Annotated in this window: 22 protein-coding genes and 1 pseudogene; 8 read left to right on the forward strand and 15 right to left on the reverse strand. The window is 64.5% G+C overall.

Going from position 1 to position 26,100, the window contains the following annotated elements; translation table 11 throughout:
- The first annotated feature begins 3 nt into the window (after nucleotides 1-3).
- The 5 genes from X735_RS151700 to X735_RS151680 all read left to right on the forward strand — a co-directional run bounded on the left by X735_RS151700 (nucleotide 4) and on the right by X735_RS151680 (nucleotide 4,119).
- Nucleotides 4-1,278 (forward strand): glycosyltransferase, encoded by a 1,275-nt coding sequence (locus tag X735_RS151700; RefSeq protein WP_023811196.1) that lies wholly within the window; start codon nucleotides 4-6, stop codon nucleotides 1,276-1,278.
- A 232-nt stretch (nucleotides 1,279-1,510) separates the two neighbouring features.
- Nucleotides 1,511-1,861 carry a cupin domain-containing protein gene (locus tag X735_RS151695; RefSeq protein ID WP_023811197.1) on the forward strand — a complete coding sequence of 117 codons (351 nt, stop codon included), beginning with the start codon at nucleotides 1,511-1,513 and terminating at the stop codon, nucleotides 1,859-1,861.
- A gap of 19 nt (nucleotides 1,862-1,880) precedes the next feature.
- On the forward strand, nucleotides 1,881-2,222 hold the full coding sequence (locus tag X735_RS151690; RefSeq protein ID WP_023811198.1) for a cupin domain-containing protein: 342 nt from the start codon (nucleotides 1,881-1,883) through the stop codon (nucleotides 2,220-2,222).
- A gap of 23 nt (nucleotides 2,223-2,245) precedes the next feature.
- Complete coding sequence (locus tag X735_RS151685) at nucleotides 2,246-2,590, forward strand: cupin domain-containing protein (protein WP_023811199.1); 345 nt, start codon at nucleotides 2,246-2,248, stop codon at nucleotides 2,588-2,590.
- A 20-nt stretch (nucleotides 2,591-2,610) separates the two neighbouring features.
- Complete coding sequence (locus X735_RS151680) at nucleotides 2,611-4,119, forward strand: aldehyde dehydrogenase family protein (protein WP_023811200.1); 1,509 nt, start codon at nucleotides 2,611-2,613, stop codon at nucleotides 4,117-4,119.
- Nucleotides 4,120-4,239: 120 nt separating this feature from the next.
- Here the strand turns inward: X735_RS151680 and X735_RS151675 are convergent, their stop codons facing one another.
- From X735_RS151675 to X735_RS151650, 6 genes are all read right to left on the reverse strand, one after another.
- Nucleotides 4,240-5,010, reverse strand: a complete 771-nt coding sequence (locus X735_RS151675) for a hypothetical protein (RefSeq protein ID WP_023811201.1) — start codon at nucleotides 5,008-5,010, stop codon at nucleotides 4,240-4,242.
- A 303-nt stretch (nucleotides 5,011-5,313) separates the two neighbouring features.
- The gene (locus X735_RS151670) at nucleotides 5,314-6,075 is read right to left on the reverse strand and encodes a glucose 1-dehydrogenase (protein ID WP_023811202.1); all 762 of its coding nucleotides are present in this window, start codon (nucleotides 6,073-6,075) and stop codon (nucleotides 5,314-5,316) included.
- Between the two features lie 10 nt (nucleotides 6,076-6,085).
- Complete coding sequence (locus X735_RS151665) at nucleotides 6,086-6,898, reverse strand: ABC transporter permease (protein WP_023811203.1); 813 nt, start codon at nucleotides 6,896-6,898, stop codon at nucleotides 6,086-6,088.
- Nucleotides 6,898-7,761: an ABC transporter permease gene (locus X735_RS151660; RefSeq protein WP_023811204.1), complete on the reverse strand. Its 864-nt coding sequence runs from the start codon at nucleotides 7,759-7,761 to the stop codon at nucleotides 6,898-6,900. The genes X735_RS151665 and X735_RS151660 overlap by 1 nt, the downstream gene beginning before the upstream one ends.
- 73 nt (nucleotides 7,762-7,834) lie before the next feature.
- On the reverse strand, nucleotides 7,835-8,998 hold the full coding sequence (locus X735_RS151655) for a spermidine/putrescine ABC transporter substrate-binding protein (RefSeq protein ID WP_023811205.1): 1,164 nt from the start codon (nucleotides 8,996-8,998) through the stop codon (nucleotides 7,835-7,837).
- Nucleotides 8,979-10,115 (reverse strand): ABC transporter ATP-binding protein, encoded by a 1,137-nt coding sequence (locus X735_RS151650; protein ID WP_023811206.1) that lies wholly within the window; start codon nucleotides 10,113-10,115, stop codon nucleotides 8,979-8,981. The genes X735_RS151655 and X735_RS151650 overlap by 20 nt, the downstream gene beginning before the upstream one ends.
- Before the next feature lie 114 nt (nucleotides 10,116-10,229).
- Between X735_RS151650 and X735_RS151645 the strand changes: the two genes are divergently transcribed.
- A complete protein-coding gene (locus tag X735_RS151645; protein WP_023811207.1) occupies nucleotides 10,230-11,045 on the forward strand; it encodes a LuxR C-terminal-related transcriptional regulator in 816 nt (271 codons plus the stop codon).
- On the opposite strand, the pseudogene X735_RS01000000165855 reads toward X735_RS151645, so the two are convergent.
- From X735_RS01000000165855 to X735_RS151605, 9 genes and pseudogenes are all read right to left on the reverse strand, one after another.
- Nucleotides 11,042-13,113 (reverse strand): annotated as a pseudogene (locus tag X735_RS01000000165855) (3-hydroxyacyl-CoA dehydrogenase NAD-binding domain-containing protein). The gene X735_RS151645 and the pseudogene X735_RS01000000165855 sit on opposite strands and share 4 nt — an antisense overlap.
- 336 nt (nucleotides 13,114-13,449) lie before the next feature.
- A complete protein-coding gene (locus X735_RS151640) occupies nucleotides 13,450-14,397 on the reverse strand; it encodes an ABC transporter permease (protein WP_023811208.1) in 948 nt (315 codons plus the stop codon).
- A 3-nt stretch (nucleotides 14,398-14,400) separates the two neighbouring features.
- On the reverse strand, nucleotides 14,401-15,381 hold the full coding sequence (locus X735_RS151635) for an ABC transporter permease (RefSeq protein ID WP_023811209.1): 981 nt from the start codon (nucleotides 15,379-15,381) through the stop codon (nucleotides 14,401-14,403).
- 1 nt (nucleotide 15,382) lies between these two features.
- Nucleotides 15,383-16,852, reverse strand: coding sequence for a sugar ABC transporter ATP-binding protein (locus tag X735_RS151630; RefSeq protein ID WP_023811210.1), 1,470 nt, complete (start codon nucleotides 16,850-16,852; stop codon nucleotides 15,383-15,385).
- Nucleotides 16,853-16,901: 49 nt separating this feature from the next.
- Complete coding sequence (locus X735_RS151625; protein ID WP_023811211.1) at nucleotides 16,902-17,915, reverse strand: ABC transporter substrate-binding protein; 1,014 nt, start codon at nucleotides 17,913-17,915, stop codon at nucleotides 16,902-16,904.
- Between the two features lie 90 nt (nucleotides 17,916-18,005).
- On the reverse strand, nucleotides 18,006-19,028 hold the full coding sequence (locus tag X735_RS151620) for an SMP-30/gluconolactonase/LRE family protein (RefSeq protein ID WP_245273213.1): 1,023 nt from the start codon (nucleotides 19,026-19,028) through the stop codon (nucleotides 18,006-18,008).
- 62 nt (nucleotides 19,029-19,090) lie between these two features.
- Entirely contained in the window at nucleotides 19,091-20,002 is a 912-nt protein-coding gene (locus X735_RS151615) for a YihY/virulence factor BrkB family protein (protein ID WP_245273214.1), read from the reverse strand.
- Between the two features lie 171 nt (nucleotides 20,003-20,173).
- Nucleotides 20,174-20,896 carry a response regulator transcription factor gene (locus X735_RS151610; RefSeq protein WP_023811214.1) on the reverse strand — a complete coding sequence of 241 codons (723 nt, stop codon included), beginning with the start codon at nucleotides 20,894-20,896 and terminating at the stop codon, nucleotides 20,174-20,176.
- The gene (locus X735_RS151605) at nucleotides 20,896-22,176 is read right to left on the reverse strand and encodes a histidine kinase (RefSeq protein ID WP_023811215.1); all 1,281 of its coding nucleotides are present in this window, start codon (nucleotides 22,174-22,176) and stop codon (nucleotides 20,896-20,898) included. Before X735_RS151605 ends, X735_RS151610 begins: the two co-directional genes overlap by 1 nt.
- 403 nt (nucleotides 22,177-22,579) lie before the next feature.
- Here X735_RS151605 and X735_RS151600 point away from each other — a divergent pair, with 403 nt between their 5' ends.
- Entirely contained in the window at nucleotides 22,580-25,000 is a 2,421-nt protein-coding gene (locus X735_RS151600; protein WP_023811216.1) for a glucan 1,4-alpha-glucosidase, read from the forward strand.
- Between the two features lie 64 nt (nucleotides 25,001-25,064).
- Nucleotides 25,065-26,078: a phosphogluconate dehydrogenase (NAD(+)-dependent, decarboxylating) gene (gene gnd, locus X735_RS151595; RefSeq protein WP_023811217.1), complete on the forward strand. Its 1,014-nt coding sequence runs from the start codon at nucleotides 25,065-25,067 to the stop codon at nucleotides 26,076-26,078.
- Nucleotides 26,079-26,100: the final 22 nt, after the last annotated feature.

Below are 26,100 nucleotides of genomic sequence, written 5' to 3' on the forward strand. Positions count from 1 at the left end.
CTGATGGCGCAGAAGACGATCGCGTTTTTTCCAGAAGCAGCTTATGGCCCGGCGCTCAATTCCGTCGGCATCGCCCAGGCGGTCGAGGCGCGCGGCCATAAAGCGGTGTTCCTGTCAGATCCCGGCTTCGTCGACGTCTACAAGGGCTACGGCTTCGAGGCCCATCCGGTGAACCTGTCCGAGCCGATGCCGCCCGAGCAGATGGCGAAATTCTGGGAGGATTTCATCAACGGCCACATCCCGAACTTCCGCAAATCGCCCTACGACCAGGTCGACAACTACGTCAAGGATTGCTGGACGGCGATCGTCGACAGCGCAAAATGGGCGCAGAAGGATCTGCCGCGCGTTCTCTCAGCTATCAAGCCGGATGTGATCTGCGTCGACAACGTCATCCTGTTCCCGGCGATCAAGCAGTTCGGCAAACCCTGGGTGCGCGTCATCTCCTGCTCGGAAAACGAGATCGACGACGAGGACATCCCGCCGCATCTCTCCGGCTGCGGCGAGAACGACCATGCCGGTCACCAGCGCTACCGCGATCATTTCAACGCGGTGATCAAGCCGATCCATGACGACTTCAACGCCTTCCTCGCCGCCAACAACGAGGCGCCTTATCCGATCGGCCAGTTCTTCGAGGCCTCGCCCTATTTGAACCTGCTGCTCTATCCCGAAGCGGCAAAGTTCAAGCGCCGCCATCCGCTCGACCCGGCAAAGTTCCAGTATCTGGAAGGCTGCGTGCGGCAGGAGAAACCCTACACGGTGCCGACATTCGCCAAAAACAATGACGGGCCGCTGCTCTATGTCTCCTTCGGCAGCCTCGGCGCCGGCGATGTCGAGCTGTTGAAGCGCATCATCGCGACGCTGGGCATGACGCGCTACCGGGCGCTGGTCAATGTCGGCGGCTACAAGGACCAGTACACGGACGTGCCCGGCAATGTCATCGTCGAGAGCTGGTTCCCGCAGCCTTCGGTCATCCCGCAGGTCGATGCTGTCATTCACCATGGCGGCAACAACTCGTTCACCGAGTGCCTCTATTTCGGCAAGCCGGCGATCATCATGCCCTATGTCTGGGACGGCCACGACAACGCCACCCGCGTCGAGGAAACCGGCCACGGCTTCGGCATGCCGCGCTACGATTGGACCGATGCCGAGCTGGCTGCCAGGGTCGAAACCTGCCTGTCCGATCCCAAGATGAAGGCCAAGCTGGCAAAGACCTCGGCACAGATGCAGGGGCAGAATGGGCCGGAGAAAGCGGCGGGTTTGTTGGAGGCGCTGCTGTGATTGAAGTCGTTGATACGCCGAGCCTGAGCACCCCCCTCTGGCCTGCCGGCCATCTCCCCCGCAAGGGGGGAGATTGGCAGCTTCGCCACCGGTTCTCACTCTGCAATCTTGGTGATTGGCGAAAGTCGAGACGACATCTGATCTCCCCCCTTGCGGGGGAGATGGCCGGCAGGTCAGAGGGGGGTGCCTTGGCTCGGCATGTCATTAGGCATCGCGCCACCGGAGCACGCTCATGACCTCCTCCGCTCCCCACCTCTACCAGGCCTCCACCCGCGCCGATCTCGTCGACTGGGGCGCCCAGCCGGATGCGTTGGACGGTGCCTCCCACTCGACCGGCAAACTCGTGCACAAAGGGCCGAACAACCAGCCGGAATCCGGCATCTGGGTGTGCACGCCAGGCCGCTGGCGCCTGAGCATCCCGCGCGACGAATTGTGCCATTTCGTCGCCGGCCGCGCGACCTACCGGTCCGATGTCGGTGAGGTGATAGAAGTCTCCGCCGGGACCGTGGTCATGTTCCCAGCCGGCTGGGCGGGCGAATGCACCGTGCATGAGACCATGCGCAACGTCTACATGCTGGCCTGACACTTCATGGGAGCATGACATGCCGACACCGCACTGGCCGAAGGCCTCGACCGTGGAACTGGAGGATTGGGGCGCGGGTTCTGACACGCTCGCCGGTTCGCCACGCGCCTCGGGCAAGATCCTGTCGCAAAACCCGGACGGATCGAGCGAATGCGGCCTGTGGTCGTGCACGCCGGGCACGCGCAAGGTCACCTTTGCCGCCGACGAGTTCTGCCACTTCCTCTCAGGCCGTGGCAGCTATGTCCATGACGACGGCGAAGAGATCCCGGTCGAGGCCGGCACGCTTGTATTCTTCCCCGCCGGCTGGACCGGCATCTCCATCATCACGCAAACGCTGACCAAGGCCTTCATGTGCCGCTGAGCACTCTTTTCAAGGAAATCGACATGACCACACCCATCATGAATTCCCCGCTCACCATTACCGACCTCGTCGACTGGGGCGTCATACCGACCATGATCGAGGGGCAATCCCACACCTCGGGCAAGCTGCTGTACAAGGGGCCGGAAGGCCGCTCCGAATGCGGGCTTTGGGTCTGCACACCAGGCAAATGGCATTGCCATGTCACCCGCGACGAGTTCTGCCACTTCCTCGAAGGGCGCTGCACCTATGTGCACGAATCCGGCGAGGTGATCGAGATCGAGCCGGACACGGCCGCCTTCTTCCCGCAGGACTGGAAGGGCGTCTGCACCGTCCATGAGACCATCAAGAAGGTCTACATGATCCGCTGAGCGGATCCGAGAGGATGTCCATGGATTTCTCCCCTGACCGGCCGGCTTTCTTCGTCAACCCGGACTACCGGCCGATGGCAGGCACGGCAAAGCCGGTGATCGATCCGGCGACGCTGGAAACCGTCGGCGCCATCGCTGCAGCCAGCGATAGCGAGATCGATGCCGTGCTCACCGCCGCGACCAGGGCGCAGGCTGCCTGGAAGAAGCTCGACGCCAAGAGCCGCGCCAAGCACCTGCATGCCGTCGCCAACGCCATCGAGGCGGCGGACTTCACCCGCTGCGCCGAACTGATGGTGCGCGAGATGGGCAAGCCCTACCCCGAAGCGATCGGCGAGATCGCCAACTGCGCGCCGATCTTCCGCTACTACGCCGAGATGGCGCGCGACGATGCCGGCAAGATCGCCGGCACGACACAGGCCGGTTCGTTCCAGTATGCGCGCTACGAGCCCTATGGCGTATCCGTCCACATCATGCCCTACAACTTCCCGATCCTGCTGATGTGCTGGACGGTCGCCGCATCACTCGCCGCCGGCAATGCCTGCATCATCAAGCCGGCCGAGGCGACGACGCTGTCGACGCTGGACTACATGACCGTGTTCCGCTCGCTGCCGGAGGGGCTGGTCTCCTGCCTGCCTGGTGGAGCGACCACGGCGCAAGCGCTGATCGCCTCCGAACGCACCCACGCGGTTGCCTTCACCGGCTCGGTCGCCGCCGGGAAGGCGGTGGCGGTGGCCTGCGCCGAACGCATGAAGCCTTGCGTCATCGAGGCCGGCGGCAGCGATCCGCTTATCATCAGCCAACACGCGCCGCTCGATGTAGCGGCGGCCGGCAGTGTCACCGCGGCCTTCCACCTTACCGGCCAGGTCTGCACCTCGGCCGAGCGCTTCTTCGTGGTCGATGCCGTTCATGATCGTTTCGTCGCGCTGTTCGCCGAAAAGACGCGTGCCCTGCGTGTCGGCAATGGCATGGACAAGACCGAGATCGGCCCGATGGTCAGCGAAGCCGCGCGGGCCAAGGTTATGCGTCTTGTCGACGATGCCATTGCCCACGGCGCCGAGGCGATCACCGGCGGACGCATCCCGCCTGCGCACAACACCGGCTGGTTCTACGAGCCGACGATCCTGACCGGCGTCACCCCGGACATGGCCATCGTGCGCGAGGAATGCTTTGGACCGGTCGCCGCCATCTGCCGGGTCAGGGATTTCGATGAGGCGATCCGGCTTGCCAATGACAGCCCGTTCGGGCTCGGCGCCTCTGTCTTCACCACCGATCTGGCCGAAGCCCACGAGGCGGCTGAACGGCTCGAAGCCGGAATGGTCTGGGTCAACAACCCGCTGATCGACAATGATGCCCTGCCCTTCGGCGGCTGGAAGGCCTCGGGCCTCGGCCGCGAGCTTGGCCGCCAGGGGCTGGATGCCTTCCGCCGCTCCAAAATGGTGATCATCGACCACAAACCGACAATCCAGGAATGGTGGTATCCCTATCCCGACAGCTGGTTCCGCGCGACCGGCGGCCGCAAGCACGTCTGAGTGTTTCGAACCTCGCCAGCTCCGGATGCCAGTCCATGGCCGGGAAAAAGAAAGATGCCGCCGGGCGAAGTCCGGCGGCATCTTTCTTCGATTGGCTACTGCCGTTTCAACGGCAAGTCGTTACGGCGTCGTTTCTGCTTCCATCGCGGCAGCCGTCTGGTCGATCTTGCCGGCAAGGACCCCTTGGGCCCAGGCCGTGACGTCGTCGTCGACCGGCTTGTTGGCCATGTCCGTCAGCGCCGCGTCGAGCGATGCATCATCGGTGCCGACCTCTGCCGCGGCAGCCGCCTCATTGGCGGCGGTGACCTCTGCCTCCTGGGCAGTGATTTCGGCCTGCAGATCCGTTATCTTCCCAGGCAAGGCCGCCTGATCCTCGGGCGTCATGGCGGCAATCTGCTCGGGCGTCAGCGACGTCAGCGCGGTCAACTGAGAATTCAGCGCATCCAGCTTCTCCTGGGCCGCCTCAGCGGCGGCCTCGGCGACCTTGGCTTTCGCGGACTGCGTCACGAAAGCCTGGATGGCGGCGAACTTCTTGCTCTTCGAGTTCATATAGGCGTTGATGTTGCGCTGAAGCGAGTTCAGCCGGCCGAGCTTGGCGTGGATGTTCTTCTCCTTGGGAACCGACGAGACCTTTGTGGTCTTGTCGACCGTGGTGTCATCCGTTTTGGCCTTTGCCACCTGCCCCCGAGCCGAGGAAGACTTGCCGTGCGAAGCGCCGCTCTTGCCATTGCTATTGCCGCCGTTACCGCCGGCATTTCCCCCGCCGTTGCCGTTGCCGCCGGCATTGCCACCGCCATTGCCGCCGCCGTGGCCGTTGCCGCCGGCTATCGCCGGAGATGCCAGAAGCGCCAATGCGGCAAGCGCCGCGAACAGAGTTTTTCGGTTTGTCATGGTAATCTCCTCGGGGAATCGCCGCCCTTCGCCCAACCGCTAGGCGACCGTCGTATGAGGAATTACTAATTGTACAGAGTAAACTTTAGACAAATGTTGTCTCAATACGCGATCTGACAACCCGCCGGCACCATAACCATTTGATATTAAACATAAATCAACGCTCTTGATCGGCCATGGCACTGAAGTCCCATGCCGGCCGGACCATAGTCCTATCAGCCGACCAGCGGCACCAGGAAGGTCGTAGAGCAGTGTATTGGAAAGGCGCTGAAATAAAGGAGGTTGGTGACGAAAGCACAAGTCTCAGCCGATGCTTTCACCGCCGTCGATCACCAGCGCCTGGCCGGTCATGAAGGATGAGCGGTCGGAGACGAGGAACAGGATCGCTTCCGCGATCTCATCGGCGCTGGCCCAGCGTCCCATCGGAATCTTGGTGCGGACATAGGTTTCGATCGCCTGGCGTCCGCCCATCTGGGCGATGAACGGTTCGTTGAACGGCGTGTCGACCCAGCCCGGACAGAGCGCGTTGACGCGGACATTGTGCCGGGCATAGTCGAGCGACATCTGCCGCGTCATTGCCACCACCGCGTGTTTAGAGGTGGCGTAGGCGATCATCTCGCGGTCGTAGAACACACCCGAATTGGAGGCGGTGTTCAGGATGACGCCGTTGCCTCGTGCGATCATCGACGGCATGACCATCCTGGCCGCCAGGAACTGCGCCCGCACATTGACCCGCCATGACGCGTCCATGCCGCCGACCTCGACCTCGGTCAGCGTTCCCCCGACCTGGATGCCGGCGTGATTGTGCAGGATGTCGATGCGCCCGTGCCTCTCGATCGTGCCGGCAATGAGCTTTTCCAGCGCCCCATCGTCCGCGACATCGGTCGCGATCGCCTCGGCCTGCCCGCCCATTGCCCGCATCTCCGAAGCCGTTGCTTCGCCAGCGGCCTGATCCCTGTCGGCGATGACGACCACCGCGCCTTCCCTGCCCATGATCATGGCGCCGGCGCGCCCGATGCCGGAGCCGGCGCCTGTCACCACGGCGATGCGGTCTTTGAGGATCATGATGCGACTTTCAGTTCGACGGCTTGCGCTGGCGCAATTGCCATTGGGCAAGCACCACGAGCAGCACGGAGGCGACGAGCACGATCGTCGCGATAGCATTGATCTCCGGCGTCACGCCGCGCCGGATCGACGCGAAGACATAGATCGGCAGCGTCGTCTGCGCCCCGGCGACGAAGAAGGCGATGATGAAATCGTCGAAGGAAAAGGTGAAGGCGAGCAGGAAGCCGGCAACGATGGCCGGCATGATCTGCGGCAGCACGATCGAGCGGAACGTCGTCAACGGCGTGGCGTAGAGATCGCTCGACGCCTCGACCAGATTGCGGTCGAGGCTGCCGAGCCGCGTGCCGACGATCATCGTCACCAGCGCCATGGAGAACAGGCCGTGCGCTGCGATGATCGAGCCGTAACCGAGCGCGAGGCGCGGCGGCTGGTCGTCGGGCCAGATCGAGGCGAGGAACGGATTGACGACCGTGAACAGCTGGACGAGCGCGACCAGCGTCGAAATGCCGATGACGACGCCCGGAACGACGATCGCGGCGCCCAGAAGCGCATCGAATACCGCGCGTGTTCTGATGCCGACACGCGCCAGGCCGAGTGCCGCCGCAGTGCCGCACAATGCCGCCAGCAAGGCGCTGGTGGTAGCGATGAACAGGCTGTTCTTCAGCGCTTCGACCAGGAACGGGTTCGCCAGCGCCGTACCGTACCACTGAACCGAAAAGCCGGTGAACTCGCTGGCATGGCGGCCGGCATTGAAGGAGAACAGCACGACCAGGGCGATCGGCAGATAGAGGAAAGCGAAGACGGCAATGACGAAGGTGCGCATCAGATCAAATCCACCCGGCGAGCGCCCGAAACCCGGGTCGAAATGCGGTTGGCGGCAATCAGCACCACCACCGAGACCAGCACCAGCGTGATCGCGATGGCCGATCCGAACGGCCAGTTGCGCGATTGCAGGAATAGGTCGACCAGTGCGTTGCCGATGAAGAACACCTTGCCGCCGCCAAGCAGCGTCGGGATCAGATATTCGCCGAGCAGCAGGATCATGACCAGCGAGAAGCCGGTCATCACGCCCGGCAGCGACAGTTTCAGGGTCACGCTGAGGAAGGTCGAGAGCGGCGTCGCGCCGAGATCGGCGGAGGCTTCCAGCAGCCTGCGGTCGAGCCGCTCAAGGCTGACATAGATCGGCAGGATCATCAGCGGCAGATAGCCATAGACGATGCCGAGCAGCACCGCGCCCGGCGTGTTGATCAGCCTGACATCCTCGAACCCGATGTAAGCGAGCAATGCCGGAATGCCGCGCCCGCCCAGCACATACATCCAGGCATAGGTCCGCATCAGGAGGCTGGTCCAGAACGGAATGACGACGAGCGCCAGCAGGATCAGCCGCCAGCGCTGCGGTGCGCGCAAGGCGAGATAATAGGCAACGGGATAAGCGACGAGCAGACAGGCGAGCGCCCCTATCGGCGCCAGCACCATCGTGTTCCAGAAGGCGGTCGCCCGCGCTGGAAGATTGGCATATTGCGCGAAGGTAAAAGCCGCCTGATAGCCGCCTTCCGGCGCCCGCTCCCCGACGCTGAACACGGCGATGGCGATGAACGGCAGCACCAGAAACACCACCAGCCACGCAGTCGCCGGACCGAGCAGCATGGCGGTCAGAAAATTCCTGCGAAGACGGCTGCCGTGCATGGAGAGATTTGCCCCGTGCCGGCGGGTATGAACCCGCCGGTCAAATTATCCGAATCGAATTCGAGGCCGTCGCTCAGGCCGACTTGAAGCGCGCCATCAGCTCGGCGCGGCCGGGATCCGTCAGCGTTGCCGCCGCGCCGAATTCCAGCGGCGTCAACAGGTCGGCCGCCGGATAGAGGATCGGATTGTCGAGCACTTCCTTCGGCAGCAGCTTGTTGACCCGCGCATCGGTCGAGGGCGCACCATTGGCCAGGTGCTCCTTCACCGCCACCTGCGGATTCATCAGATAGTTGAGCAGGGCGTAGCCGGCCGGCTTGTTCGGCGCATCCTTCGGAATGGCGTAGAAATCGGTCCAGATCTCGCCGCCTTCCTTGCCCAGCACATAGGCGATCTCCGGAATGTCGCGATGCAGCTGCGCGCCATCGTTCGTCCAGCACATCGTCATCCAGGCGTCGCCGGCGCGCATGCCCGGCTGGTAGTCGGAGGAGACCGCGAACAGATGCGGCTTGACCTTCAGCAGCAGTTCCTCCGCCTTGGCCAGTTCGTCCTGCTTGAGCGAGTTGAACGAGTAGCCGTAATATTTCAGCGCATTGCCGATCGTGGTCAGCTGGTAGTCGTGCACCATGGTGCGGCTGTCGCCTTCGGCCATGGCGGTGTCCCAGAACTCCTTCCAGCTCGTCATCGGCTTGGTCAGCTTCTTGGTGTTGACGGCAAAGCCGGTGGTGCCCCAGTTCTTCGGCACCGCGTAGGTCACCCCTTCGATCGTGCCTTCCCCAGTGAAGCGCGGATCCTCCTGCGAGCCATCGAAATTCGGCAGCTTCGCCATCTCCAGCGGCTCGATGATGCCGAGTTTCTTGTAAGTCGAGATCGTGTAGTTGGTCGGTACGAACAGGCTCCAGCCCGAAGCGCCGGCCTGCAATTTGGCCAGCATCTCCTCGTTGGAGCCGAAGACGTTGACCTCGACGGCAACGCCGGTGTCCTTCTTGAAATTCTCGAATGTCGCCGGATCATGATAGTTCGGCCAGGTGGCGATCGACATGCGGTCGCCAAGGCTTTCCGCGGCAAAGGCCGGTGTCGGCATGATGCCGATCTCGCGCGCCATCACTGCTGTCGCGATACCAAGGCCGGTGAGGCCGAGGAAATCGCGGCGGCCGATCGAGCCGCGCTTCAGGCGCATCAGTTGGTCGACGAAGTTTTCAGGGCTTATCGGCAGTCCATCACGATATGATTTCGACATGTTTATCTACCCTCTGGTTGGTCCCGTTGTTTTTGGTTTCCGGAAACGCCAGCGGCGTTCCGGAGGCAAAGCCGATGGCGACGGGTTCACCCGGCTTGAAGAGATTGCCGTGGCCGATCAGATGATCGGCCTTGGCCAGCAGCGTTCCGATGCCCTGGACCTCGATCGCGTATTCCGCTGTCGAGCCCAGGAAAATCCGGTTGCGAACGATGCCTTTGAAGCGGCCGCTTCCCGGAGCGCCGAGACTGAGCGATTCAGGACGAAGGCTGACTGACACGGCCTCGCCTTGCTGCAAGGCGGTGCGCTTGCGCGCGGCAATCACGGTGCCGTCCGCTAGCGCCACCTCCACCAGATCGCCCATATGTCCGGCGACGGTACCGCTCAAGAGATTGGTCTTGCCGACGAAATCGGCGACGAACAAATCGGCCGGTTCGTCATAGATCTCGCTTGGCTGTCCGAGCTGGACGATGCGGCCGCCATTCATGACGCAGACGAAATCGCTCATCGACAGCGCTTCCTCCTGGTCGTGGGTGACCAGCACGAAGGTGATGCCGATCTCGCGCTGCAGGTTCTGCAGCTCGATCTGCATATCGATGCGGAGCTTCTTGTCTAGCGCCGCCAGTGGCTCGTCGAGCAACAGCACGGCCGGCTTGTTGACCAGCGCACGGGCCAGCGCGACACGCTGCTGCTGGCCACCGGACAGCTCGTGGATCTTGCGGCGGCCATAGCCGGCGAGCCGCACCATTTCGAGCGCTTCGCCCGCCCTTGAAGCGATCTCGCGCGACGACAGCCTTGGCCGCGCCTGACGCAGCCCGTAGGCGACGTTGTCCTCGACATCGAGATGCGGAAACAGCGCGTATTGCTGGAACACCATGTTGACCGGCCGCCGGTAGGGCGGCGTGCCGGCCATGTCCTGGCCGCGAATGAACACCTGGCCTTCGCTCGGCTGTTCGAAGCCGCCGATCATGCGCAGGCAGGTGGTCTTGCCGCAGCCGGACGGCCCGAGCAACGCGACAAAGGCGGAGGGCGGGACAGCGAGATCGATGCCGCTGACCGCGGTCACCGCGCCATAGCGTTTGGTGACGCCGCGAAACTCGATGTCGGGCACTGCGGTCAAGGCTGATGACTCCAGCAACAGGGCAATATCGGGACGCTACCAGAGCCAATGGCGGCTAGTATATACCTCTGAGGTGGTATATCTGACCTATTTTCTCGTTTCAGGGGGTATGGATTGTCCCGCAGCGACGAATACAGCCAGCTCGCCACGCTCGTCGCGGCGACGCGGGAGACCAGCGGCGACCTCTTCGGCCAGGCGCTGGTCGATTGGCTGCGGCAGCATGTCAGCTTCGATCACTGCGTGGTGTTCGGCTATCGCGGCGCGGCGCGCCCGCCGCTGCTGTTCGAGACCTTCTCGCCCACCGAAAGCCACGTCTTCGTCGCGCTCTATCAGGAGGGGCCGTATCTGCTCGACCCGTTCCATCACGCGGCGGTCGAGCGCAAGGAAGGGTTCTGGCGCATGCGCGAACTGGCGCCGGACCGTTTCTATGCCAGCGAGTATTTCCGCTCCTACTACAGCCAGACCAGGCTGGCCGAGGAGGTCGGCTTCTTCGTGCCGTTGCCGGGCAAGGATGCGCTGGTGCTGTCGCTGATGCGGCTGCGCGCCTCGGGCCCGTTCGGCACCGCCGATGCCAGGTTGCTGCGCGACATGGCGCCGGCGGTGATCAGCTTCGCCAGGCTGCGCTGGCCTATCCTTCCGACCGACGAACCGGCAGAGGCGCAGCAGGACGAGACGACCGCTCCAGTCAACGAGTTCGACCGCGCCCATATCTGGCAAAGCCTGTCGCTGACGCCACGCGAAAAGCATGTCGTTGACCTGGTGCTGCAAGGGCATTCGACGGAATCGATCGCCAGGGCCATGCGCATCGTGCCGGGCACCGTGAAGGTCCATCGACGCAACATCTATCGCAAGCTCAAGATCAAGTCGCAGGCTGGCCTGTTCGCACGTTTCGTCGAGATCATCGACGCGCGGATCCGGCAGGACCCCTAACCGCCGGCTTCCCACGATCCGGTCTCGGCCATCCGCTTCAGCAGCGGCGCGGGCTTGAACACGTCCTTGCCCGTCCGCTGATGCCAGTACTCGAGCCGCTCGATGAGCCTGGCCGGGCCTTCAAGGCCAGCCCAGAACAGCGGTCCGCCCTTGCCCACGGGAAAGCCGTAGCCATTGACCCAGACGACATCGATGTCGGACGCGCGGGCCGCTATGCCTTCCTCCAGGATCTTGGCGCCCTCATTGATCAGGGGGTAAAGCGTGCGCTCGATGATTTCTTCCGCACTGATCGCGCGCGGCGCGATGCCCCTCTCGGCGGCCTTGTCGCGGATCAGCACCTCGACCTCCGGATCCGGGGCCGGGGTACGCGAACCGTTCTCGTAGAGATAGAACCCCCAGCCGGTCTTCTGGCCGAAACGCCCTTGTTCGCACAGCGTATCGGCGATCACGGCCGACAGGCCGCGTGCCTTGCGGTTGCGCCAGCCAATGTCGAGACCGGCGAGATCGCCCATCTGGAAAGGCCCCATCGGCCAGCCGAAATCGGTAAAGGCCTGGTCGATCTGGCTGGGCGTCGCACCCTCCAGAAGAAGCGCTTCCGATTCCGAGCCACGCGCGGCCAGCATGCGGTTGCCGACGAAGCCGTGGCAGACGCCGACGACGACCGCCACCTTGCCGATCCGCCGCGCCAAGTCGACGACGGTCGCCAGCGCATCGGGCGCGGTCTTGTCGGCGCGCACGATCTCCAAGAGCTTCATGACATTGGCCGGCGAGAAGAAATGCAGGCCGAGCACATCCTGCGGCCGCGAGGTCGAGGCGGCGATTTCGTTGATGTCGAGATAGGAGGTATTGGTGGCGAGGATCGCGCCTGGCTTGGCCACGGCTTCCAGCTTGCCGAAAACCTCCTTCTTGACCGCCATGTCCTCGAACACCGCCTCGACGATCAGGTCGCAATCGGCGAGATCGGCATAGTCGGTGGAGCCCTTGAACAGGGCGAGGCGCTCGCGCTTGGCATCTGCCGTCAGCGAGCCGCGCGTGACGGACACCGAGTAGTTCTTGTCGATGGTCGCCAGCCCGCGCTGCAGCGCCTCATGGCTGGTTTCCAGCATGGTGACCGGGTAGCCGCCATTGGCGAAGGCCATGGCGATGCCGCCGCCCATCGTACCGGCGCCGATGACGCCGACGCGGGCGATCCTGCGCTTGACGATGTCTTTTCCGGGAAGCTTTGCCGCCTCACGTTCGGCGAAGAACACATGGCGCTGCGCCCGCGACTGGTCGCTGGCGACCAGCTTGACGAACAGCGCACGCTCCGCCGCCAGCGCCGCATCGAAGGGCAGCATGACGGCATTGCGCACCGACAGCGCACAGGCGATCGGCGCCTCGAGCCCGCGCGCTTTCCTGGCAAGATCCGCAGCCTCGGCGTCGAAAGCCGCGAGGTCGGTCTCCTTGAGCCCCTCATTGCGATCACGCACCGGCGTAAAGGGACCACCCTTGCGGGCTATTTCCCTGGCGAAGTTCACGGCATGCGTGGTCAGACCGCCTTCGAAGACGGCATCGACCAGACCGGCGGCATGCGCCTCGGTCGCACCGACCGGCGTACCGGAGACGACCATCCTGAGCGCCTTCACCGCGCCGACCAGGCGCGGCANCCCAGCCGCACCGTGCCGCCGCCCCCCGGCAACAGGCCGAGCTTCACCTCCGGCAGGCCGAGCTTGGCGCCGGCATCGGCGACGCGGAAATGGCAGCCCAGCGCCAGCTCCAGCCCGCCGCCGAGCGCGGTGCCATGGATGGCGGCGACCGTCGGCTTGGCGATGGTCTCCAGCACAGCCACAATGGCGCGTAGCTCGGGCTGTTCCATCGGCTTGCCGAATTCGGTGATGTCGGCGCCGGCGACAAAGGTCCGGCCCGCGCATGCAATGACGATGGCGGCAACCGACGGATCATCCCGCAACTCGACCAGCGCCTGCATCAGCGGTTCGCGGACATGAAAGCTCAGCGCGTTGACCGGCGGGTTGTCGATGGTGACGATGGCGACGTCGCCGTCTCGGCTGACCTTCACAAAATCGGACAAGCAAACCTCCGGACAATGGTGAACGGCCTGCAGCCGCGCGATTGGATTTACAGCGCTATGACGTGGATGGAAACCAGAGGGAGGCCTGGCACAATGATTAGCGGCTCGAGGTGCCCGGCTGCCATCATCGCCGAAGTAGAGATCCTTCACACCCCCCTCTGCCCTGCCGGGCATCTCCCCCGCAAGGGGGGAGATCGGACGTCACGACGGCCTTCCCAATTTTCAACGTTGAAAGGCGGACGAAACGGCGAAGCTGCCGATCTCCCTCCTTGCGGGGGAGATGGCCGGCAGGCCAGAGGGGGGTGCTGTCCCGCCAGCGTCGGCGTCCTGCTCCCGCTACCGCGGCGCTTTCTGCCCGCCCGCCGCCGTGATCACCCCGACAATGATCAGCCCCGTGAGCAGCAATCGCACCCCGGCACTCACCCCAAACGTGTTGAGCATGGTCAAAAGCAGCACCAGGAACAGCGCCGCGCCCCACACGCCAGGCACATTGGCCTTGCCGCCGGCTACCGACGTGCCGCCGATGACGACGACGGCGATCGAGGCCAGCAGATATTCATTGCCGATGTCGACATTGGCGCCGCGGAAATAACCGGCGAGCAGCGCACCGTCGATGCCGCCGAGCGCGCCCGACAGCGTGTAGGTGAGGAAGCGGATGCGGCCGACATTGACGCCGGCGAGCCACGCCGCCCGAATGTTCTGGCCGATCGCCAGCACCGAGCGGCCATAGATCATACGCTGCAGGGCGACGGCCGCACCGATGGTGAACAGCACGGTGAGGATCGCCAGCACCGGAATGCCCAGCACCTGCCGGTTGGCGAAATCGGCGAAGCCCGGCGGCGGCTTGATCTGCAAGCCGCGTCCGTAGCTGATGTCGATCGACTGGATGATGAAGCTGGCCGACAAAGTGGCGATGATCGGCGGGATGCGCAGCGCCCAGATCAGCAGATAGTTGGCGGCGCCGATCGCCGCCCCGCAGGCAAGCGCCGCCAGCAGCCCGACCGCGATCATGGAATCGTTGCCGTCCATCACTTTCATCGCGACGGCGCTGGCAAGGCCGATATTGGCCGGCAGCGACAGGTCGACATTGCCCGGCCCCAGCGTGATGACGAACATCTGGCCGACGCCGACAATGACGGTGAACACCGCAAGCGACAGGGCCGCAGTGACCATGCCGCCGGCGCCATAACCGCCGGTGAAGGCGATCGTCGCCAGCCACACCAGAAGCGCGCCAATGAACGACCAGATCCAGGGTTTGGTGAGCAGCGATTTCACCGATGTCATCGCTCACCTCTCCTTGCGGCTGATCAGCACCCGCGCCGCCAGCACGATGATCAGGATGGCGCCGTTGGCGGCCACCTGCCAGTCGGGCGGGATGTGCATGAAGGTGAGCAATGGCGATGCGGCCAGCGCCAGCGTCAGCGCGCCGATCACAGCACCTATCGGCGATACCCGGCCGCCGACGAATTCGCCGCCGCCGAGGATGACGCCGGCGATCGCCAGCAGCGTGTAGCCATTGCCGATATTGGCATCGGCCGAGGTGGTGATGCCGATCAGCGCCATGCCGGACAGCACGCCGAACAGACCCGCGAGCGCAAACAGCACGATCTTGGTCTTGAGCAGCGACCAGCCGGCGCGCCCGAGTGCCGCCGGATTGCCGCCGGACCCGCGCAGGATCACGCCGTAGGAGGTGCGCATCAGGCCAAAATGAACGATGAGGCCGATCAGCAGCGCGGCGATGATCGGGAACGGCACGAAAGGCGGCTTGAACGCCATCAGCCCGAGCAGCCAGTCCGGCGCCTTGCCGCCGGGTTTGGGCAAAACGAGAATGGCGAGGCCCTGCCAGACGAAGCTCATGCCGAGCGTCACCACGATGGAAGGCAAATTGCGCAGATGGATCAGCGCGCCGAGCAGCGCATAGACACCGATCGATCCGAGCAGGATGGCGGCACCGATGAGCGGCGCGTCCTTCAGCCAGGTCGCCGTGACGCAGCCGACGAAGCCGACGAAGGTGCCGATCGACAGGTCGAGCTCGTTGCCGGCAATGACGAACATCTGCGCGATCGTCGCCAGGGCGATCGGGATTGCCAGGTTCAGCATCAGGCTGAAGCCGAAATAGCTGATGGCGCGCGGGTTGAGCCAGGCGATGGCGAGCAGCACCAGCGCCAGCGACAGCGCGGGCAGCAGCCCGCGCAGCAGGCGCGCGCGGGCAAGCGCGCCACGTTCGGCGGATGTCCTGGCGGCGGTGTCGAGGCTGGCGGCCGTCATCTCAGGCCGCATCGCCGAAGGAGGACTGGATGATCTTCTCTTCGGTCAACTCGTCGCGGCGCAGATTGGCGACGATGCGGCCGTTCTTGAAGACATAGATGTGGTCGCAATTGTCGAGCTCTTCGGTTTCCGTGGTGTACCAGAGGAAGGTGCGGCCTCGGGCGGCCTCTTCGCGCACGAGGTCGTAGACCTCCAGCTTGGTGCCGATGTCGACGCCGCGCATCGGGTCGTCCATCAGCACGATCTGCGCGTCCGAGCCGAGCGCACGCGCAAACAGCGCCTTCTGCTGGTTGCCGCCCGACAGTGAAAAGATGTTGTTGTTCATATCCGGCGTGCGGATGCCGATCTTCTTTTGCCAGAATGCAGCAAGCTCCGCCTCGCGCTGCGGCGAGATCAACAGCCCGCTGCGCAGCCGCGCCAGCGAGCGGATGCCGATATTCTCAGCAATCGACCATTGCGGGAAAATGCCGTCCGACTGACGGTCGCCGGCGACCAGCGCCACAGGTGCCGTCACCTCGATGCCGGTTCGGGCCCGCGACGCCGCAGCGAAGATCGCCAGCAGCAGGTCAGTCTGGCCGTGGCCAGCCAGCCCGGCAAGGCCGATGATCTCCCCGGCACAGGCGACAAGGTCGGTGCCGTCCTTCTGCGCAGCGGGCCGCGCCCGAACCCGCAGCGGACTGGCGGCGGGCTTGGCAGCCGCGATTTGCGCCGCAATCTTCTGGCGCGCTTCCGCGCCGCCCATCGCCGTCACCAGCCGGTCGCGGTCGAAGGCGCTGGCGGCGTCGGCGACAACCACCTTGCCGTCGCGCATCACCACGATGCGGTCGGCGTTGCGCAGCACCTCGCCCAGCACATGCGAGATCAGGATGCAGCTTTTACCGCCGGCAACGAAGCGGCGCACGAAGGCCAGCAATTGGCCCGCCGTATGCGCGTCGAGCGACGAGGTCGGCTCGTCGAGGATGACGAGGTCGAGCCGGTCCTGAGTGGCGGTGAAGGCGCGCGCCACCTCGACCATCTGGCGCCGGCCGATCGACAGGTCGCCGACGATGTCCGCCGCCGAAATGCTGTGGCCCGGAAAGATCTCGTCGAGCTTGGCGGCGATCAACTCGGCCGCCTTGCGCCGCCAGCCAAATCCGCGCAGCGAAGCGTGGTTGATGCGCGTGTTCTCGGCGACGCTGAGATTGGGGCACAGCGACAGTTCCTGGAACACGCAGCGTATGCCGAGCTGCTGCGCGCGCGACACCGAGTAGTTGTCCTCGGTGTCGCCATGCACGCCGATCTGCCCGCTGTCGGGCACCAGCGTGCCCGCCACCATGTGCATCAGCGTCGATTTGCCGGCGCCATTATGGCCGACGAGACCGACGCACTCGCCGGGGCTGACGTGAAAATCGACGCCGCCCAGTGCGCGAACGGCGCCGAAATGCTTTTCGGCGCCGTTCAGTCTGATGATGTCAGCGTTCCCTTCAGGCATGCTCAACGATATCCGCTCGGCGATACGGACGGCAACGCTGCCGTGACATTCACTTGATGTTGGCTTTGATGGCCGCGATCGCGTCTTCCTGCGTGTATTCGTGGCTGGCGACGCCGCCCTTGGGGATCTTCGGCAGCTCGGCCTCGAAATCGTCCTGTGTGAAGGCCAGGTACGGCACCAGCAGATCGTGCGGAATGTCGGTGCGGCCGTCGAGCACCTGCTGCGCCACCCAGAAGGCCAGGGACGACACGCCGGGCGCGATCGAGGCCGACCAGGTCTGGTAGCCGTCCTTGTCCTTCTGTTCCTTCCACCACTGCAGCTCGTCCTGGCGGTTGCCCATGATGATGGTCGGACGCGGCTTGCCGGCCGCGGCGAAGGCCTGGGCCGCACCGTAACCGTCACCGCCCTGGTCGACGACGCCGACGATGTCGGGCAGCGACGGCAGGATGGTCGCCACCGCCTTTTGCGCCGTCGTCTGGTCCCAGTCGCCGGTCACCGAACCGACGATCTTGAACTCGGGATGGGCGGCGACGCCTTCGAGGATGCCGGCATGGATGGCATCGTCGATCGAGGTCCCGGCAAGCCCACGGATTTCCAGAAGATTGCCGCCCTTGGGCTGGAACTTGGCCATCTGCTCGATTTCCTGCTTGCCCATGTCCTTGAAGTCGACGACGACACGGTAGGCGCAAGGTTCGGTCACGGTGCCGTCGAAGGAGACGACGACGATGCCGGCATCGCAAGCCTGTTTGATGGCGCCGTTGAGCGCATCCGGCGAGGCGGCGTTGATGACGATCGCGTCATAGCCCTGCAGGATCAGGTTCTGCACCTGTGCTGCCTGCGTCGGCACCTCCTTGTCGGCGGTGGTGAAGATGTCGGCCGCGCCGACGATCTTGTCGGCGACCGCCTTCTTGGTGACGATGCCATAGCTGTCGAGCATCGCCTGCCGCCAGGAATTGCCGGCATAATTGTTGGAAAAAGCGATTTTCTTGCCACTGGTGTCGGCCAGCGCCGTGCCCGAGGCGAGCATTGCCGCCAGAGCGCCCAGAACGAACAGTTTCTTCATGTCGTTATCCTCCCAGATGTGTTGACTGCTGCATTCCCACCGGCTTTGACCCCGGCCTCAACTCTGATTTGAGCACGGATTGTCGCGAGCTCAAAACAGTCTCAATCCCGGCACGCGCACCCTGAGCCGGTACAGCGACGTCGACGCCGTGATGTAGAGGCTTTGCAAATCGTCGTCACCGAAGGTGAAATTCGCGCAATCTTCCGGCGTCCGGATGACGCCAAGAATGGCGCCCGACGCGTCGAAAATGTGGATGCCGCCGGGACCGGTGCAGTAAAGATTGCCGCGGCTGTCGATCTTCATGCCGTCGGGCGCTCCCGGCCCCTCGCCCTCGGTCACTGCCCACACCGCGCCGCCATTGAGGTCGCCATTGGCTTCCACGCCGAACACCCTGATGTGCCCGCGTTCGGTGTCGTTGATGAACAGCCGCGACTCGTCCAGCGAAAAGCACAGCCCGTTCGGCTGCCCGAAATCGTCGGCCAGCAATGTCAGCCGGGCGCCGTCGCCATCGATGCGGTAGACGCCCTGGAACGGCAGGTCCTGCGGGCGTGGCACGCCATAGAATTCCTTCCGGCCATAGCCCGGATCGGTGAAGTAGATAGATCCGCCGGTGGCGACGACGATGTCGTTCGGGCTGTTGAGCTGCTTGCCCTGATGGTGCGTGGCAAGCACCGTCGCGCTGCCGTTGGGCTCGGCGCGGGTCACCCGGCTCGTCGCATGCTCGCAGGTGACCAGCCGCCCCTGGCGGTCCAGCGTGTTGCCATTGGCCTTGTGGCTCGGCGCGCGGAACAGCTCGATCTCGCCCTCGGCATTGCGGCGATACATCCGGCTTTCCGGAATGTCGGAGAAGACCAGCCATTTTTCGTAGGGGTGCCAGACCGGCCCTTCGAGGAAGCCGAAGCCGCTCGCGAGCGTTTCGATCGTCGCATCGCCGACGACGTCGTCGAAGCCGGAATGGCGCGCACGCGCCGACACCGACATCATCGGCTCCCGGCGCGAACAGCCGTGCTGCTCCGCATGGTGACGAATGGCATGAACGCTTCCCGATACAGTCTTCTTGTTGGGGCAGAGCGTAGGCGCGGTACCGACGAGCCGATACAGGTCAAAGCGCACGGCCGAGTGTGCGTTTGCACAGTCGGCCCTGCCTATCGAGCATAGAATAGGGCGACGCCAGATCAGGGCCGGCGAACACGCCGCAAAAGCGCGGTCAGGGTTGCGCTCGCGCAAGCTACGGCCACAAGCACGACCACGCCGGCAGCGTTGGATTTTTGCCCTGCGCGAAATGGGTCTTGCTGCGTGGGTTGAGGGCTGTGAACCAAGGTGTTCAGATCGGACCGGCTGCCGTGCCGAACGGAATAGGCCCGCGTGAACTCGGCACCGAGAAGGAAAATTTCCGACGAGTAGTAAACCCAGAGCAGTATGACGAGCAGTCCGCCGGCGGCGCCATACGAAGACGCAATCGCGCTGGTGCCGATATACCAGCCGATAAGCGATTTCCCCAGTGTGAACAGGGCCGCGGTCCCGACAGCGCCAATTGCCACATCGCGCCATTCCAGGGTTCGATCGGGTAAAACCTTGTAGATGGCGGCAAACATCACGGAGATAAGCGCAAACGAAACGACGCCATTGATCCCGCTGAGTATGATCGTTCCGAACGGCAGATGGGCGTTGATGAAAGCGCCCAGTGCCGAGATCGCGGCGCTTGCGATGAGAGAGACCAGCAACAGGAACCCGAGTGCGGCCACCAATCCCAGACTGGCGGCCCGCGCCCGCACCAGACGCGACAGGGAGTTGCCTTGCGGTTCGATCTTCCAGATTGTGTTCAACGACTGCTGCATCTCGCCGAAAACGCCAGACGCGGCCACCAGCAAGGTGACCAGCCCTATGATCGCGGCCCAGGTGCCGTATAGGCTGCCGGATGCACTTTCCAAGGCAGTCTTCAGGAGATCGGCGCTTTCCGGTCCCATCAGCCCTGATATCTGCGCGGACAAGGCCAATTGTGCGGCATCGTGGCCGAAGACGAGACCAGCGATCGCAACCACGATCAGCAAGATCGGCGCCAGCGACGTGGCGGCATAAAAGGCCATCGCCGCACCATGGCTAAGCGCATTGTCGTTGATGAAGCCGACTATGCTTTCACGCACCAGGTGCCATGAATCTGTGATTGAGGGTCGCACTTCGAGTCCGCAGGCATTGAGTTGGCGTTCACTAGCAATGCGCCGGACCTTCCGATGTTCCGGGGCGTGGCCGCCGCTGTTTCAGTGCTCCGCCAGCCAGGCATCGAGCCGGTCCTGTTCGCGGCGCAGTGCGTCGATGTTGATCAGGCCGCGCGCCATGGCGAGATAGATCGCCCGCGTCCGCGAGTTGAACACGGAAGCATCGCCGGCGCCGTCCTCCGCCGGCAGGATGCCGAGCTTGTCGTAGACATGCTTGATACGGCTCTGTGCGCCACGGATCGACAGGCCGCGGCGTGCCGCGATGGCGCGGTCGGTCAGGCCGAGCGCGATGTCGATCAGGCTCTCATATTCGCCGTCGGTGATGCCCTCGAACTTGTCCTGCACGCGGTGCTGGATGCCGCGGATCTCGCGGTCGATGATGCAGTGGCCTTCGCGGAAAACCCCGCGCAGGGCGGACCGCATGCCCTCCTCCGTCGCCGATTTGAGCACATAGCCATAGACCGAGCCCGGCGGCACGATGCGCGCCACGCCGCGCACATAGGCTTCGTCGGCGAAATTCGACCAGAACAGGATGTGCGTGCCGGCGCGACGGTTCCAGATCGCCTTGGCAACTTCGATTCCCGTCGCCTTGGGCATCTGCAAATCGAGCACGACATGCAGCGGCTCGCGTTCGGCCGCCAGGTTGATGGCGTCCTCGCCGTCGCTCGCTTCGATCACCTCGACGTCGCCGGGCCACAGCTGCTCCACCGTTCGCCGCGCGAAGCTACGGTGCAGCCCGTCATTCTCGGCTATCATCACAAGCATCACATGGCCTCCGATACGGCGAACTCGCCAGGCACCGCTGCAGCCGCCGCCAATTCTCGCGACGGCTGGCGGTCGATCTCGACGACGACACGGGTGCCGCCGTTCTTGCGGCCGGCCTGGCCGATACGCAGCCGCGCCCCGATAAGGGCTGCCCGCGTGTGCATATGGCCGATGCCGCCATACGCGGCCGGATCAACAGCGCCGCAGCCCTGGCCGTCATCCGTCACGATCACCCGCAGCACGCTCGCGGTCGACGCCAGCAGCACGTCGATGCGGTGCGGCGCGGCATGGCGCACGGCATTGTTGATCGCTTCCTGCACGATCCGGTAGAGCGCGGTCCGCACTGGCTCGGACAGGCTGTCGGCGCCACCGTCGCTGGTGTCGGCGATGCGCACGGCGATCGGCGGCTTGGCCCTGGCGACGCTGCGGTTGAGATGCGCCTCGACCGCGTCGCGCAGGCCGAACAGTTCGAGCACACTCGGCCGCATGTCGTCGACGATGTGGCGCAGTTCCGTCAGGCAGCCGGCGACCTCCTTTTCGAGATCGGCAAGCTGTGCCGCCCGCGCCACGCCCTGGCCGCGAAGCGCCGAAAGCTGGCGCGCGATGCGGGCGAGATCGGCAAGCGTCTGGTCATGCAGGTCCATGGCCATGCGCCGGCGTTCGCGCTCCATGCCTTCGGTCAATTGCGAGGCGCCGACGCGCAGCAGCTCGACGCGGTTGCGCGCCTCGCTCTCGGCCAGCATGGCGCGGCGCGCCTCCTCGGTCTGGATCAGCGCGAAGATGTAGGGCGCGATCAGGTCGGCGCATTGCTGGGCGACCGCGACATCGGCAAGCGTGTAGCAGTCGACCTCGTGCCGGCTGATGTTGAGCGCGCCGATGATGCCGCCCCGCGCCCTGAGCGGCACGACGATGCGGCTGCGCAGCCTGGCGGCGAAGATCGGGCCGTCGATAGCGGTGGCGAAATGGAACCGCTCGTCGCTCAACGCGTCGTCGGCGAGCAGATAGGGGACTTCGCCCCACAGCACCGAGCGGATCGGGCTGACTTCGGTCGGCAGCGGATGCTGGGCAAGCTCGCTCCAGCTGGTGTGGAAGCCGGCTTCGTAACAGGCGTGCCGGCGCCCGTCATGCGACAGCACCGCCAGATCCATGTGGTCGTGCGGAATGAGCGAGCCGATCTCGATGGCGGTCGCGCGGAACGCCGTGCCGGGATCGATATGGCCGGCAAGCGCCCGCGATATCGCCAGCAGCCGGTCGATCAGGACCAGGGACACTTCCGCCATTGTTTTCACGATCCTCCCGTGCCGCGAAATAGTGGACGCATGCCGCCGCCGCTGTCAACGACGGCGCCGTTGGCGATAGGGCCCCGCACTCAGCTTGACAAAAGAGCTGACGACAGCTCGGCGGTGTCGGCAGCCTTGTGGCGGCAATAGGAATTTTTTCTTGACTCGGTGCCCTCAGCTATGGTACATTTTTGCCTATGGTGCTGATTTGCGCCTATGACCCGCCGCACAGGCGGGTTTTTCGTTTGATGCTCCGTCAGCCAATGCGCGGGCGAAGGCTCCGAAGAAACCCGTCAGCCCGAATTCGTTGCCCTGCCATTGGCCCCGCCCGATCAACTTGCGGTGCAATGATTGTAAAGGGTTCGCGTCCTGGTCTAGGGAGGAGGCCAGGAGACCGAACAGAATGCCAGTGACGCAAAACGTTGCTCCGGGCGCCCCGGGAATCCCGGCGCGCTGGACATCAAGCGCCAAGAGTGGCGTCGGAACGTCGCTTTCGCCGGTCGGCCGGATCTGGTTCACGATCAGCCACGGCATCCTCAACGAAGTCTACTATCCGCGTGTCGACAGCGCCTGCACCCGCGACCTCGGCTTGATCGTCACCGGTCCCGGCGGCTATTTTTCGGAAGAGAAACGCGATGCCGTGCATACGATCGAACCGTTCGAGGATGGCGTGCCCGCCTACCGGCTGGTCAATACGGCGAGCGACGGCGCCTGGCGGATCGAAAAGCGCATCCTCGCCGACCCGGCGCGCCCGGCGCTGCTGCAGGAAATCACCTACACGGCGCTGAAAGGAGTGCCCGGTGACTACCGCGTCTACGCGCTTCTGGCGCCGCATCTGGTCAATGCCGGCATGGGCAACACCGCATGGGTCGGCGAGCACGAGGGAAAGCCCGTGCTGTTCGCCTCGGGGCGCGGCTCTTTCCTGGCGCTGGCTTCGTCGCTGCCCTGGAAAACCGGTTCGGCCGGCTATGTCGGCTTTTCCGACGGCTGGCAGCAACTCCACAACACCGGAGAACTCGATCCAGCTTGCCAGCGGGCCGAGGACGGCAATGTCGCGCTGACGGGCGAGATCGGCTTTTCCGCCACAGAGACCAAGGCCTTGCTGGCGCTTGGGTTTGGCGCGACATCAGACGAGGCCACGGAACATGCTTTCGCCAGCCTGAAGCAGGGTTTTGAACCCGCGGCGAAATCCTACCTCCAGAACTGGCGCAATTGGCAAAAGGGTTTGCTGCCGCTCGACGACCGGCACGCGGTGCCCGGGATCAACTTCTATCGTGTCTCGACGGCGGTACTGGCGACGCACCGGTCGATCGCGACACCGGGCGCCGCGGTCGCCAGCCTGTCGATCCCGTGGGGCTTCAACAAGGGTGACGACGACCTCGGCGGCTACCATCTGGTCTGGCCGCGCGATCTGGTCGAGACGGCGGGCGGCTTTCTTGCTGCCGGCGATGCTGCCTCGGCCCTGCAAATCCTCGATTACCTCAGTTCCATCCAGCAGCCGGACGGCCATTGGCCGCAGAACGCCTGGCTCGACGGATCGGCCTATTGGCCCGGCATCCAGATGGACGAATGCGCCTTTCCGCTGCTGCTGGCCGATGCTTTGCGCCGCACCGGCCATTTGCCGCGCGCCAGGCTCATGACCTTCCTGCCGATGATCGAGCGCGCCGCCGGCTATGTCGTGTGCAACGGACCCGTCACCGGCGAAGACCGCTGGGAAGAGGATGCCGGCTACAGCCCGTTCACGCTCGCCGTCGAAATCGCCGCACTGCTTGCCGCGGCAGACCTGCTCGACGCCTGCGGCAAGACAGACGCCGCGACCTACCTGCGCGAGACATCAGACGTCTGGAACGACCAGGTCGAGCGCTGGACCTACGTCACCGGCACGGCGACCTGCAATCAAGTCGGCGTCGAAGGCTACTATGTCCGCATAGCATCACCCGACAGCGCCGAGGCCAGTTCACCGAAGGACGGCTATGTCCCAATCAAGAACCGGCCGCCCGGCGACACGGATCGGCCCGCCAAGGAGATCGTCAGCCCGGATGCGCTGGCGCTGGTGCGCTTCGGTCTGCGGGCGGCTGACGACCCGCGCATGACAGACACGGTCAAGGTCATCGACGCGCAATTGCGCTGCGATCTGCCGCAAGGGCCGCTCTGGTATCGCTACAATGGCGATGGCTATGGCGAGCACGAAGACGGCGCAGCTTTCGATGGCACCGGCCAGGGTCGCCCCTGGCCGCTGTTGGCCGGCGAACGCGCCCACTATGAGCTGGCAGCGGGGCGCAAGGAAATCGCGGTCAGCCTGCTGGCGACGCTTGAAAGGTCCGCAGGCCCAGTCGGCCTGTTGCCGGAGCAGGTCTGGGACGGCGCCGATCTGCCGGAACGCGAACTGCTGCATGGCCGCCCCTCGGGCAGCGCCATGCCGCTGGTCTGGGCGCATTCGGAGCATATCAAGCTGTTGCGCTCGCTGCGCGACAGCGCGGTCTTCGACATGCCGCCGCAAGGCGTCCAGCGCTATATCGAGGACAAGACCGTATCGCCGTTCAGAACCTGGCGGTTCAACAACAAGATCCGCACCATGCCGGAGGGCAAGACGCTGCGTGTCGAATTGTTGGACCCGGCTACAGTCCACTGGAGCACTGACAACTGGGCAACCGCCCATGACAGCCAGACGGTGGAGAACGCCTTCGGCATCCATCTTGCCGATCTGCCCGCGGCAAGCCTCTCCGAGGGAAGCACGCTGATCTTCACTTTTTTCTGGCCCGCAACCGGCGATTGGGAGAATGTCGACTTCTCCGTCATATCGGGCGACCAAGATGGCCAGTAGATCATAGCCAGTAGACCTTCCCTCGATAAACCCCGCAAATCTCTTAGGAAACAGGGACGAAACCATGCAGATCGGAATGATGGGACTGGGCCGGATGGGCGCCAACATGGTCCGGCGCCTGATGCGCGACGGCCACGAATGCGTCGTCTACGACATCAACCCGGCGAGCGTCGCCGCCTTGGTGACCGACGGCGCGTCAGGGGCGGCCTCGATGGAAGAATTCGTCGGCAAGCTGGCCAAGCCGCGCTGTGTGTGGCTGATGCTGCCGGCGGCGATCACCGGCAGGATCATCGACCAGGTGGCGGCCCTGATGGAGCCCGGCGACATCGTCATCGACGGCGGCAATTCCTATTACCACGACGCCGTCGACCAGGCCGCGAAACTGGCCGGCAAGGGTATCCATCTTGTCGATGTCGGCACCAGTGGCGGCGTCTGGGGCCTGGAACGTGGCTACTGCCTGATGATCGGCGGTCCAGACGTGGCGGTGCAGCACCTCGATTCGATCTTCGCCACGCTGGCACCGGGCGCCGATGCCGGCTCCAATCCGCCCAGGGATGCCGGGACTGCACCCTTCGGCTATCTGCATTGCGGACCGAGCGGCGCCGGCCACTTCGTCAAGATGGTGCACAACGGCATCGAATATGGCGTCATGGCCGCCTATGCCGAAGGCATGAACATCCTGAAGTCGGCCAATGCCGGCAAGCGGCAACGGACGGCGGACGCCGAGACCAGTCCGCTGGAAAACCCGCAATACTACCAGTTCGACATCGACCTTCCCCAGGTGGCCGAGGTCTGGCGGCATGGCAGCGTTATCGGCTCCTGGCTGCTCGACCTGACGGCCGGCGCCTTGAAAAGCGATCCGGGCCTGGTGAATTTCGGCGGCCGCGTCTCGGATTCCGGCGAAGGCCGCTGGACCCTGAAGGCGGCTATCGACACCGGCGTGCCGGCTCCGGTGCTGTCCTCGGCGCTGTTCGACCGCTTCTCCTCGCAGGGCGAATCCGAATTCGCCGACAAGCTGCTCTCCGCCATGCGCTATGCCTTTGGCGGCCATGTCGAGAAGCCGAAGGCCGGCAAGTGACGACACGGGGAAAGACACGCGC

The organism is Mesorhizobium sp. L2C084A000 (assembly GCF_000502875.1).
Classification (GTDB): domain Bacteria; phylum Pseudomonadota; class Alphaproteobacteria; order Rhizobiales; family Rhizobiaceae; genus Mesorhizobium.

What these genes read in the sequence shown, in the direction of transcription:
- X735_RS151700 (WP_023811196.1), top strand. Translation starts at nt 4, where the DNA reads ATGGCGCAGAAGACGATCGCGTTTTTTCCAGAAGCAGCTTATGGCCCG.
- X735_RS151695 (WP_023811197.1), top strand. Translation starts at nt 1,511, where the DNA reads ATGACCTCCTCCGCTCCCCACCTCTACCAGGCCTCCACCCGCGCCGAT.
- X735_RS151690 (WP_023811198.1), top strand. Translation starts at nt 1,881, where the DNA reads ATGCCGACACCGCACTGGCCGAAGGCCTCGACCGTGGAACTGGAGGAT.
- X735_RS151685 (WP_023811199.1), top strand. Translation starts at nt 2,246, where the DNA reads ATGACCACACCCATCATGAATTCCCCGCTCACCATTACCGACCTCGTC.
- X735_RS151680 (WP_023811200.1), top strand. Translation starts at nt 2,611, where the DNA reads ATGGATTTCTCCCCTGACCGGCCGGCTTTCTTCGTCAACCCGGACTAC.
- X735_RS151675 (WP_023811201.1), bottom strand. Translation starts at nt 5,010, where the DNA reads ATGACAAACCGAAAAACTCTGTTCGCGGCGCTTGCCGCATTGGCGCTT.
- X735_RS151670 (WP_023811202.1), bottom strand. Translation starts at nt 6,075, where the DNA reads ATGATCCTCAAAGACCGCATCGCCGTGGTGACAGGCGCCGGCTCCGGC.
- X735_RS151665 (WP_023811203.1), bottom strand. Translation starts at nt 6,898, where the DNA reads ATGCGCACCTTCGTCATTGCCGTCTTCGCTTTCCTCTATCTGCCGATC.
- X735_RS151660 (WP_023811204.1), bottom strand. Translation starts at nt 7,761, where the DNA reads ATGCACGGCAGCCGTCTTCGCAGGAATTTTCTGACCGCCATGCTGCTC.
- X735_RS151655 (WP_023811205.1), bottom strand. Translation starts at nt 8,998, where the DNA reads ATGTCGAAATCATATCGTGATGGACTGCCGATAAGCCCTGAAAACTTC.
- X735_RS151640 (WP_023811208.1), bottom strand. Translation starts at nt 14,397, where the DNA reads ATGACATCGGTGAAATCGCTGCTCACCAAACCCTGGATCTGGTCGTTC.
- X735_RS151635 (WP_023811209.1), bottom strand. Translation starts at nt 15,381, where the DNA reads ATGACGGCCGCCAGCCTCGACACCGCCGCCAGGACATCCGCCGAACGT.
- X735_RS151630 (WP_023811210.1), bottom strand. Translation starts at nt 16,852, where the DNA reads ATGCCTGAAGGGAACGCTGACATCATCAGACTGAACGGCGCCGAAAAG.
- X735_RS151625 (WP_023811211.1), bottom strand. Translation starts at nt 17,915, where the DNA reads ATGAAGAAACTGTTCGTTCTGGGCGCTCTGGCGGCAATGCTCGCCTCG.
- X735_RS151615 (WP_245273214.1), bottom strand. Translation starts at nt 20,002, where the DNA reads ATGGCCTTTTATGCCGCCACGTCGCTGGCGCCGATCTTGCTGATCGTG.
- X735_RS151610 (WP_023811214.1), bottom strand. Translation starts at nt 20,896, where the DNA reads ATGCTTGTGATGATAGCCGAGAATGACGGGCTGCACCGTAGCTTCGCG.
- X735_RS151605 (WP_023811215.1), bottom strand. Translation starts at nt 22,176, where the DNA reads ATGGCGGAAGTGTCCCTGGTCCTGATCGACCGGCTGCTGGCGATATCG.
- X735_RS151600 (WP_023811216.1), top strand. Translation starts at nt 22,580, where the DNA reads ATGCCAGTGACGCAAAACGTTGCTCCGGGCGCCCCGGGAATCCCGGCG.
- gnd (WP_023811217.1), top strand. Translation starts at nt 25,065, where the DNA reads ATGCAGATCGGAATGATGGGACTGGGCCGGATGGGCGCCAACATGGTC.